General features: G+C 68.0%; 11 protein-coding genes. 2 read left to right on the top strand and 9 right to left on the bottom strand.

Annotation, left to right across the window (positions count from 1 at the left end; genetic code table 11):
• Positions 1–110: 110 nt before the first annotated feature.
• Genes QRO95_RS13045 through QRO95_RS13025 form a run of 5 tightly spaced genes read right to left on the bottom strand, consistent with a single transcriptional unit; the run spans position 111 to position 2,809 of the window.
• Positions 111–920 (bottom strand): D-alanyl-D-alanine carboxypeptidase family protein, encoded by an 810-nt coding sequence (locus tag QRO95_RS13045; protein ID WP_285302743.1) that lies wholly within the window; start codon positions 918–920, stop codon positions 111–113.
• Between the two features lie 9 nt (positions 921–929).
• Positions 930–1,523 (bottom strand): PH domain-containing protein, encoded by a 594-nt coding sequence (locus tag QRO95_RS13040; protein WP_107433610.1) that lies wholly within the window; start codon positions 1,521–1,523, stop codon positions 930–932.
• Positions 1,524–1,526: 3 nt separating this feature from the next.
• A complete protein-coding gene (locus QRO95_RS13035) occupies positions 1,527–1,706 on the bottom strand; it encodes a DUF4177 domain-containing protein (protein ID WP_285302742.1) in 180 nt (59 codons plus the stop codon).
• Positions 1,703–1,882, bottom strand: coding sequence for an Arc family DNA binding domain-containing protein (locus QRO95_RS13030; RefSeq protein ID WP_065178114.1), 180 nt, complete (start codon positions 1,880–1,882; stop codon positions 1,703–1,705). The genes QRO95_RS13035 and QRO95_RS13030 overlap by 4 nt, the downstream gene beginning before the upstream one ends.
• Before the next feature lie 45 nt (positions 1,883–1,927).
• Positions 1,928–2,809, bottom strand: a complete 882-nt coding sequence (locus tag QRO95_RS13025) for an SPFH domain-containing protein (protein ID WP_164081502.1) — start codon at positions 2,807–2,809, stop codon at positions 1,928–1,930.
• A 137-nt stretch (positions 2,810–2,946) separates the two neighbouring features.
• Between QRO95_RS13025 and purT the strand changes: the two genes are divergently transcribed.
• The gene (gene purT / locus QRO95_RS13020) at positions 2,947–4,134 is read left to right on the top strand and encodes a formate-dependent phosphoribosylglycinamide formyltransferase (protein ID WP_285302741.1); all 1,188 of its coding nucleotides are present in this window, start codon (positions 2,947–2,949) and stop codon (positions 4,132–4,134) included.
• A gap of 71 nt (positions 4,135–4,205) precedes the next feature.
• Here the strand turns inward: purT and QRO95_RS13015 are convergent, their stop codons facing one another.
• Positions 4,206–5,411: an endonuclease/exonuclease/phosphatase family protein gene (locus QRO95_RS13015; RefSeq protein ID WP_164081499.1), complete on the bottom strand. Its 1,206-nt coding sequence runs from the start codon at positions 5,409–5,411 to the stop codon at positions 4,206–4,208.
• A gap of 38 nt (positions 5,412–5,449) precedes the next feature.
• Entirely contained in the window at positions 5,450–6,205 is a 756-nt protein-coding gene (locus QRO95_RS13010; RefSeq protein ID WP_032127594.1) for an arginyltransferase, read from the bottom strand.
• Positions 6,206–6,361: 156 nt separating this feature from the next.
• Between QRO95_RS13010 and QRO95_RS13005 the strand changes: the two genes are divergently transcribed.
• Positions 6,362–6,922 carry an EF-hand domain-containing protein gene (locus QRO95_RS13005; protein WP_285302740.1) on the top strand — a complete coding sequence of 187 codons (561 nt, stop codon included), beginning with the start codon at positions 6,362–6,364 and terminating at the stop codon, positions 6,920–6,922.
• 51 nt (positions 6,923–6,973) lie between these two features.
• Here the strand turns inward: QRO95_RS13005 and QRO95_RS13000 are convergent, their stop codons facing one another.
• Both QRO95_RS13000 and QRO95_RS12995 read right to left on the bottom strand, forming a co-directional pair.
• Positions 6,974–8,191 carry an RNA polymerase sigma factor gene (locus tag QRO95_RS13000; protein ID WP_121503921.1) on the bottom strand — a complete coding sequence of 406 codons (1,218 nt, stop codon included), beginning with the start codon at positions 8,189–8,191 and terminating at the stop codon, positions 6,974–6,976.
• Between the two features lie 208 nt (positions 8,192–8,399).
• A complete protein-coding gene (locus tag QRO95_RS12995) occupies positions 8,400–8,909 on the bottom strand; it encodes a pathogenicity-like protein (protein ID WP_285302739.1) in 510 nt (169 codons plus the stop codon).

Raw genomic sequence — 8,909 nt, 5'->3', positions numbered from 1 at the left:
CGCCATGGATGGCGCGGCTAAGCCTCCAGGGACGGATTCACGGCGTCCCCTGCCCAGCCTACCCGCCCGGACAGCTCCATGAAGTTCGCCGTGCAGCCGCCACGAGGGGCTCAGCCGTTGGCCGGTTTCCAGCACCAGTGCCAGGGTTCGTAGACGATCCCATGCGGGTTGTCGCGCGGGTAGCTCAGCTGGAAGCCATGCCCACCGGCATTCGCCTGCAGCCACGCAAACGCGTCGGTGGCTTCGAATGATTCTTCGGCCGGGGCGTCGCCCGGTGTGCCGATGTCCAGCGCGTGGCCGCTGTGGTGTTCGCTGAAACCCGGGGCGGCATTGACCTTCAGGATCTCCGCCACGCTCAAGCCGCGCGCCAGCTTCCGTTCGAAGATGCCCAACTGGTAGGCATGGCTGCGGAAGCCGGAGATGGCGTCCAGCGCAATGCCATCCTGTGCCGCATGCAGTCGCATCCGTCGCCAGCCCTGCGCGGCGCCACGGCGCAGCCACAGCGGGCGGGCGAAGCGATCGCGGCCGGCAAAATGCAGCAGGCAGGGTTCGGGTTCCAGCGGCAGGCCGCTGTGGTCGGCATAGCGCTGCGGGTCCAGGCCAAGCTGCTGCAGGCGCTGCTGCAACCCGGCCAGCGGCAGCCACTGATCTTCCAGTCCGGCGCCGAAGGGCCGTGCAGCCGCGGTGTCCAGCAGCGCCAGTGCATCCTCGACCCCGGGCTCGCGCGGCAGGCGAGGCACCATCGAATGCACGCCGTGCGGCAGTACCGCCGCCAGATAGCGGCCATCACGCTTGCGCCGCAGCACCCACTGCGCCTGCGACAGCAAGCGTGCATCCAGGTTGCTACGTGCACGCAACAGGTGGGCGGGCCACAGCTCGATGGCCTCGGTATTGATCAGCAGGGGCGGGCGTCGTTGCATCGCCTCAGCTTACTGCCGTGGTGCCGACGCGGCCACCTTGCGCAGTGCATCGAGCAGCGCCTGCGGCCGGTCCACGCTGAGCAGCAGCGTGCTGCCATCACTGACCGGCAGGGCGAGGACACGCGCACGGTCGGTGACCAGGGCGAAGCCCTTGCCGCCTCCCTGCAGGCGGAAGTGGCCCGAGTAGAAGCCAGGCATTGAATAGCCATTGGTTTTGACACGGATGCCATAGCGGCGGTCACGCTGCAGGTCGACCACCTCGGCCTGGTCCAGCCGCAACTGCGCCACCGGCACCCGCCGCCGATACATCGTCGAGCGCACGTCCAGCACATCGCCGGCCAGTTCCACCCGGCGGCGGAAGAATGCGGCCCCCAGCCCGACAGCGAGTACAGCGATGACGATCAGGCTCCATGCCGCACTGCCGCCCATCCGGAACCAGGGCGGCGACAGCGTAACTTCGATCCAGGGTGCGTTCGCCGGTGCCTTGTACAGCTGCGCATACAGGCAGGCCACGAAGGCAGCCAGCAGCGGCAGCACGATCCACAGCACGCGCAGCGGCGAACTCTCGGCCACGTCAAAGGGTTTCGGGTCACTGCCGCCCATGGTTCAGGCCTCCTTCTTGAACACCAGCATCGCCGGGCGCATCGGCGTCGGGATGATGATGTTGACCAGCTCCCAGCCCAGCTGGCCCTGCCGGCTCAGCTCGGCCTGGACATCCTCGGCCTTGAGTACGCCCATCATGGAGGTCTTGACCTCGATGGTCTGGTAGCTCCAGCGCTTGCTCATTCCTTGTCCTCCGACGATGGCGTGGGTTTCGGCAGGCGTCCTGCCTTGCGCAGGGCGTCGCGCAGCACGTACTCGATCTGCGCGTTGAGGCTGCGCAGTTCGTCATCAGCCCAGCGCTGCGCCGCGGCCAGGACCTCGGCATTGATGCGCAGCGGATAGGCTTTCTTCTCACTCATGGGGGCTCCTGGCGGGGCGGTGGGGCGCCCCGTTGCGAGGGTGGCTCAGTACAGCGAGCCTGCATTGACGATCGGCTGGGTGCCGCGGTCCGAGCACAGCACGGTCAGCAAGTTGCTGACCATGTGCGCCTTGCGTTCCTCGTCCAGCTGCACCACGCCGTTCTTCTGCAGTTCGGCCAGGGCCATCTCGACCATGCCGACCGCACCGGCAACGATGCGCGTGCGTGCGGCGATCACCGCGTTGGCCTGCTGCCGCTGCAGCATCGCCTGGGCGATTTCAGCGGCGTAGGCGAGGTGGCTGATGCGCGCATCGATCACCTGCACGCCGGCGTCGGCCAGGCGCTCGGCCAGTTCGTTCTTCAGGTGCTGGGAAATCTCGCTGGCATGACTGCGCAGGGCCAGCTGGCCATCCTCATGCTGGTCGTAGGGGTAGCTGGTGGCCATCGCGCGCAGCGCCGATTCGGACTGGATGTGCACGAAGCTCTCGTAGTCGTCCACGTTGTAGACCGCCTCGGAGGCATCGACCACCTGCCAGACGATGACCGCCGCGATCTCGATCGGGCTGCCGTCCAGCTCGTTGACCTTCAGCTTGCCGCTCTCGAAGTTGCGCACGCGCTGGCTGACCCGGCGCTTGGCATAGAAGGGGTTGTTCCAGCGCAGGCCGTTGTCCTTCACGGTGCCCATGTATTTGCCGAACAGGCTCAGCACCGCCGCCTGGTTGGGCTGGACCGTGTACAGGCCGGCCAGGGCGAAGATCGCCAGCGCCGCCATCAGGATGCCTGCCAACATCAGCAGCAGGTTGGGCGAGCCGGTGCTGGCCTTGGCTGCTACCCCCAGTACGAACAGGGCGCCGCCGGCGAGGGCGACAAGCAGGGCGCCGGCCAGCGTGCCGAGGCCGTTGAGGGAAGACAGCGACTTCTCTTTCATGGCGGTACGTCCTTGAGGGTTCGGAATGAAGATATCAAAGTGATATCACTTGTCGACTACCGTTCGTCGGATGCCATGGCCGGGGTGCCCGGCCAGCTAGAATGCCCACCCGCCTTCACATCGCTGCTGGAACCGCCATGGCCAAGCTTGGAACTCCGTTGTCCCCCTCCGCCACCCGCGTGCTGCTGCTCGGCTCGGGCGAACTCGGCAAGGAGGTGGCCATCGAGCTGCAGCGGCTGGGCGTGGAAGTGATCGCCGCCGACCGCTATGCCGATGCCCCGGCCATGCAGGTCGCGCACCGCTCGCATGTGATCGACATGCTGGATGCGATGGCCCTGCGCGCGCTGATCGCCCAGGAGCAGCCGCACCTGGTGGTGCCGGAGATCGAGGCCATCCATACCGAGACCCTGGTCCAGTTGGAGCAGGAGCAGGGCCTGCGGGTGATCCCGACCGCGCGCGCCGCCCGCCTGACCATGGACCGCGAGGGCATCCGCCGCCTGGCCGCCGAGACCCTGGGCCTGCCGACCTCGCCGTACCGCTTCGTCGATACCGAAGCCGAGTACCGCGCCGCCGTGGCCGCCATCGGCCTGCCGTGCGTGGTCAAGCCGGTGATGTCGTCCTCGGGCAAGGGCCAGAGCACCCTGCGCAGCGAGGCGGACATCGCACCCGCCTGGGACTATGCGCAGACCGGTGGCCGTGCCGGTGCCGGCCGCTGCATCGTCGAAGGTTTCATCGATTTCGATTACGAGATCACCCTGCTGACCGTGCGCCATGCCGGCGGCACCTCGTTCTGCGCGCCGATCGGCCATCTGCAGAAGGACGGTGATTACCGCGAAAGCTGGCAGCCGCAGCCGATGTCGAGCAGGGCGCTGGCGCGTGCCGAAGAGATTTCGCGCGCGATCACCGATGACCTCGGTGGCTGGGGCCTGTTCGGTGTCGAGCTGTTCGTGAAGGGCGACGAGGTGTGGTTCAGCGAAGTGTCGCCGCGCCCGCACGACACCGGCCTGGTGACGCTTGTTTCGCAGGAACTGAGCGAGTTCGCGCTGCACGCGCGCGCCATCCTCGGCCTGCCGATCCCGGTGATCCGCCAGAGCGGCCCGTCGGCCTCGTGCGCGCTGCTGGCGCATGGCGAGGGCGTGCCGTACTTCAACAACGTCGCCGCCGCACTGCAGGTGCCGGACACCGCCGTGCGCCTGTTCGGCAAGCCGAGCGTGCATGGCCACCGCCGCGTGGGCGTGACCCTGGCGCGCGCGGAAACCATCGACGAAGCGCGCGCCATCGCGCGTGATGCAGCCGACGCCATCGGCGTCGAACTGCGCCCGTAAAGCAAAAAGGGGACGGAGGGGATTAAGTCGTTTGTGGCACAAACGACTTAATCCCCTCCGTCCCCTTTCTGTTATTTCACATCCACCCACACCAGGTGATGGTCGCTGCCATCGGCGATCTTCGCTTCCGGGCTTTCATTGGCCGGCCAGAACACGCCGCTGCCGATGTACTCGAAACCGGTCGAGGGCAGCACGTAGTCCAGGCGCATGGTGCCGGACTTCGGGCCGAAATCGCCGGTGGCATGGAACGGTGCGCCCTTGCGCTCGATGCCCTTGGCCGCATAGGCCAGGCTGGTCTGCTCGCCACCAACGCTGCGCGGGGTGGGGTAGCGCAACACGCGGGCGTTCTCGATCAGTTCGACGATCGCCTCATGGCGGCCATCGCCGTCGACCGGGTCGTTGTTGAGGTCGCCGAGGATCACGAAGCGCGCGTCCTGCGCCAGGCCGCCGCACTGGCCCTTGTCGTCGCACAGCCACGGCTTGTCACCCTTGGACAGGTATTCCTGCCACAGGCGCAGTTCGTCGTGGTTGCGCGCGGCGTTGCGCTTTTCCGGGCCATCGAACACTGGCGGGGTCGGGTGCGAGACCAGAGCGTGGACCACGCCGGCCGGGGTCTTCACCGGCACGTCCCAATGTGACTTCGACGACAGCCGCAGCTGCGACCACACATGGTCGTTGTAGAAGCTCTTGCCGGTGCGCGGGTCGACCGGACGGATCGCGCCCGGCATCGCGCTCCACTTCAGCAGCTGGAAGCTGCGCACCTTGGCTTCATCGATCGGGTAGCGCGACAGCACCAGCATGCCGTACTGGCCCGGGTGCAGGCCGTAGCCCCAGGCATCGTTGCCGCGGCTGCGGCCTTCGCCGCCGACCACGCCGTTGTTGTCCAGGTCCAGGCCGCTGGGCACGCCAGTGTTGACCGGGGCCAGGTAGCGGTAGGCGAAGTGCAGCGGCTTGCCGCCGCCGGGCTGGGCCACTTCCAGGTAGCGCTTCTGGAACAGGTCGGCGGCGCGGTGGGCGTCGTCGAAATCGAATTCGTTCAGCAGCACCAGGTCCGGGCGTGCCTGCTGCAGCACCGCGGCGATCTTGCGCGCGTGCTCGCTGTCGCCTTCCAGCTCCTTGATCAGGCCACCGGTCTCATCGGAGTACAGCGAGGTGTTGTAGGTGGCCAGGCGCAGCGCAGCGGACGGCTTTTCGGTCATCGCAGGGGACGTGGCGAAGGCGGGGGCGGTGGCGCCGCAGAGCAGGGCCAGGGCGAGGATCTGGGGTCGGAGGTTCATGCGCCGTATTGTGCACCCGGCCCGGTGTCAGTGGTTTGTCAGCGTCCGTCCAGTTCGTCGTCGAAATCGTGCCAGCGGCGGCCGTCGTAGGCTTCCAGCGGTCGATAGCGCCGTTTGTAGTCCATCTTCTGATGCCCGCGGATCCAGTAGCCCAGGTATACGTGCGGCAGGCCCTCGCGGCGGGCCCATTCGATCTGCTGCAGGATCGCGAAGGTGCCCAGCCCACGCGCGGCATGGTCCGGGTCGAAGAAGGTGTAGACCGCCGACAGGCCGTGCTCGGTGACGTCGGTCACCGCCACACCCAGCAGCTGGCTGGGCTGGCCGTCGTGGCCGGGCAGGCGCATCTCCATGAAGCGGGTGTGCGACCAGCTGCCGATCAGGAACTGCTCGAACTCGTGCGGGCCGTGGTCATCCATGCCGCCGTTGGCATGGCGGTGGGTCAGGTAGCGGTGATACAGCGCGAACAGGTCATCGCGGGCGGTGGCCGCGGTGATCCGCACCTCCAGGTCGTCATTGCGGGCGGCACAGCGGCGTTGGCTGCGATCCGGGGCGAAGCGCGCCACCGGGATGCGCACCGCCACGCAGGCCTGGCAGTGCGCGCAATGCGGCCGGTAGACCAGGTCGCCACTACGGCGGAAGCCCCAGCTCAGTGCCAGCGGGTACAGGCCGCCAAGGCGGCGATCGTGCGGGTCCAGCACCAGGTCGCGCGCCACCCGGTCCGACCAGTACCCGCAGGGGTGCTCGCCGGTCTGGAAAAGTCGCAGTTCGTCGTCTCTGTCGCCATGTATCGCCATAGGCACAGCATAGCCCCAGCCTGTCGCAGTGGTGGCGACTGTCCGCCGGATGAATGGAACTGGCAGAGGCGTCAACCGACGTCGCGCCCGGGCGTTGTTGTCCCCCGAGGGTGAAGTGATCACCCCGACGCTGTTCCCATCCCCAGGAGTGACCTCATGATCCGTACCCCCCTGCTGCTGGCCCTGCTGCTCGGCACTTCCGCTTCCGGTATCGCGCTCGCGGCCGACACCCCGACCACGCCCGCGCAGCGTCCGGTCAAGCTGGACACCAACGGCGACGGCGTCATCGACCGCAGCGAGGCGGCTGCCAACCCGCGCCTGGCCGCGAAGTTCGACGAGCTGGACAAGAACAAAGACGGCAAGCTTTCGCGCGATGAGCTGCCGCGCTGGAAGCACGGTCGCCGTGGCCACGGCGGTGAGCGCTGGGCCAAGCTGGACGTCAACAAGGACGGCCGCATCAGCCGCGAGGAAGCCAAGGCCGATCCGCGCCTGGCCGCGCGCTTCGACGAGCTCGACCTCAACAAGGACGGTTACCTGGACAAGGCCGACCGCGAGCTGCGCATGAAGCAGCGTCGTGATGCCTGGTTCGCCGCCGCCGACACCAACAAGGATGGCCAGCTGAGCAAGGCCGAGTTCGACGCGGCCAAGGGCCCGATGCACGGTGGCCAGCGCCACGGCGGTCCGCGCGATGGCGCGGCGCCGAAGCCGCAGCGCTGAGGTTCAACGCAGTGAATGACGACAACGCCGGCGCACTGCCGGCGTTGTCCGTTACAGGCGGCCGCTGCGCATCAGTGAGTACAGCACCAGCGCGATGACCATCAGGTTCATCGCGATGATGCCGGTGCGGCCGTACATCGATTCGAACTTCCAGTTGATGCCGGTGCGTCCGCGGCGGGCCGAATCGCGCGCGATCATCGGTGCCATCACCCGCTGCAGCGGCACCAGGCACTGGTAGTTGACCACGCCCAGGCCTACCGCCAGCACCGTCAGCTGCGTCCAGACCGGCGCCTGCAGCATCACAGCCAGCAGGATCGCCAGGCACCAGAACATGCCGGTGATGATGTTGAGGTAGAGGAAGCGGCGCACGTCGGCGCGCTCGGATGCCGTTTCGGTGTACGACATCAGGAAGCGTCCGCCCAGATAGCTGCCGATCGCTCCACCGACCACACCGCCGATCACCGCCCCCCAGCTTTCGGCCGGCAGCACGTGCAGCTGGCCCAGCGTGGCAGTCAGCGAGCCCATCGCGGTGCCGCCCGCAGCGCTGGCGCCGCCAAGGCCAAGCTTGCTGCCGCCGATGCCGACGCCGGTGCCGAGCAGGATCGCGGCGCTGGCGGTGCCGGGCGCAGCCACCAGCACCATCGATACCACGGCAGTGGCGAATGCCGCGCTCGGGGCGCTACTGCGCGCGAATTCACCGAAGCGCTGCAGCAGGCCGTCGCGCACCAGGGCGCGGGCACGCGACAGGCGCTTGCGCACGGCGGCGTCACTGAGCCCGAGCAGGTCAGCCACCTGCTGCGAACGCTGGCCTTCGCGGTAGTACAGCAGCAGCACTTCGCGGCTGTCGGCCGGCAACGCGGAAATGATGTCCTCGGCGGCGATTTCCTCTTCCACCCGTTGCAGCCGGTCGGCCGCGCCCGGGGCCGGGTCGGCCGCCATACCCATCGCCACCTCGGCGGCCTCGCCGGTCAGCGGCCGGCCGCGCTGCGCGCGCAGCCAGTCGCGGGCCAGGTTGCGGGTGATCTGCCGCAGCCAGGGCAGGAAGCTGGTCGAACTGCGCAGCTGGTGCAGCTGCTGCCAGCCCTTCACGAAGGCCTCCTGGGCGATGTCCTCGCTGGCCTGACGATCGCGGGTGATGGCCAGCGCGATGGCGGTAACCGTGTTCTGGCAGGCCAGCACGATGCGGCCATAGGCGTGCTGGCAACCGCTGGCAGCGGCAGGCAGTTCGCGTTCCAGGGTCTGGTCGATCGATGCGGCGAACGTCGTCATGGCGGCGGCTCTCCTGCTGGGATTGTGTCCCATGACGGAGCCGCGCGCCGAATGTGACCGGCCTTCTGCACGGTAGTGCCGGCCGCTGGCCGGCAACCTCATGACAAAAAAAGGGGACGGAGGGGATTAAGTCGTTTGTGGCACAAACGACTTAATCCCCTCCGTCCCCTTTTTCGGCTGCCGGCCAGCGGCCGGCACTACCCGTGCGTCACTTCGAGGGCTGGATGCGGACCCGGACTTCTTCCTCTTCCGGTGCGGCCTGCGGAGCCGGTTGCGCCTGCTGCGGCTGGGTCTGCGGGGCAGGGGCCGGTGCGACCGGCGCCGGGGCGCCGCGATGGCGCAGGCCGATCACCAGCGCCACGCCGGCGATCACCACCAGCAGGGCGATGCGGATGCGCCAGGCCCAGCCACGGCCGCCGCCGGTCGTCTCTGCGGTGTCGCGGAAGGCGAATTCGGCGGTCGGATGGTCGCGGCGGGTGGTGTCGAGCAGTCGCGCCTCGCGCAGGATTTCACGCGCGCGCGGCTGGTCGTCGGCGCGCACGATCCACACCGCTGGGTAGGCGTTGGCGTTGCCCAGGTCGGTATAGCTGAACTGGCCGCGACGACGGGTCTTGTACGAGCGCCCATTGGTCACCTTGACGTCGATGCCATGCCCGCGCAGGAGCTCGGCGACGCCTTCAACGGTTTCCACACGCTGGCTGCTGAAGATCTGGCGCAT

It is taken from the genome of Stenotrophomonas maltophilia group sp. Smal13, from assembly GCF_030236855.1.
In the GTDB taxonomy this organism is placed as follows: domain Bacteria; phylum Pseudomonadota; class Gammaproteobacteria; order Xanthomonadales; family Xanthomonadaceae; genus Stenotrophomonas; species Stenotrophomonas maltophilia_A.
This window is presented reverse-complemented; position numbering and strand designations above follow the sequence as displayed.

Bases quoted from the DNA above. Each gene is read 5' to 3' on its own strand.
- purT (WP_285302741.1), top strand. From the start codon at position 2,947: ATGGCCAAGCTTGGAACTCCGTTGTCCCCCTCCGCCACCCGCGTGCTG.
- QRO95_RS13000 (WP_121503921.1), bottom strand. From the start codon at position 8,191: ATGACGACGTTCGCCGCATCGATCGACCAGACCCTGGAACGCGAACTG.
- QRO95_RS12995 (WP_285302739.1), bottom strand. From the start codon at position 8,909: ATGCGCCAGATCTTCAGCAGCCAGCGTGTGGAAACCGTTGAAGGCGTC.
- QRO95_RS13015 (WP_164081499.1), bottom strand. From the start codon at position 5,411: ATGAACCTCCGACCCCAGATCCTCGCCCTGGCCCTGCTCTGCGGCGCC.
- QRO95_RS13040 (WP_107433610.1), bottom strand. From the start codon at position 1,523: ATGGGCGGCAGTGACCCGAAACCCTTTGACGTGGCCGAGAGTTCGCCG.
- QRO95_RS13030 (WP_065178114.1), bottom strand. From the start codon at position 1,882: ATGAGTGAGAAGAAAGCCTATCCGCTGCGCATCAATGCCGAGGTCCTG.
- QRO95_RS13035 (WP_285302742.1), bottom strand. From the start codon at position 1,706: ATGAGCAAGCGCTGGAGCTACCAGACCATCGAGGTCAAGACCTCCATG.
- QRO95_RS13025 (WP_164081502.1), bottom strand. From the start codon at position 2,809: ATGAAAGAGAAGTCGCTGTCTTCCCTCAACGGCCTCGGCACGCTGGCC.
- QRO95_RS13010 (WP_032127594.1), bottom strand. From the start codon at position 6,205: ATGGCGATACATGGCGACAGAGACGACGAACTGCGACTTTTCCAGACC.
- QRO95_RS13045 (WP_285302743.1), bottom strand. From the start codon at position 920: ATGCAACGACGCCCGCCCCTGCTGATCAATACCGAGGCCATCGAGCTG.
- QRO95_RS13005 (WP_285302740.1), top strand. From the start codon at position 6,362: ATGATCCGTACCCCCCTGCTGCTGGCCCTGCTGCTCGGCACTTCCGCT.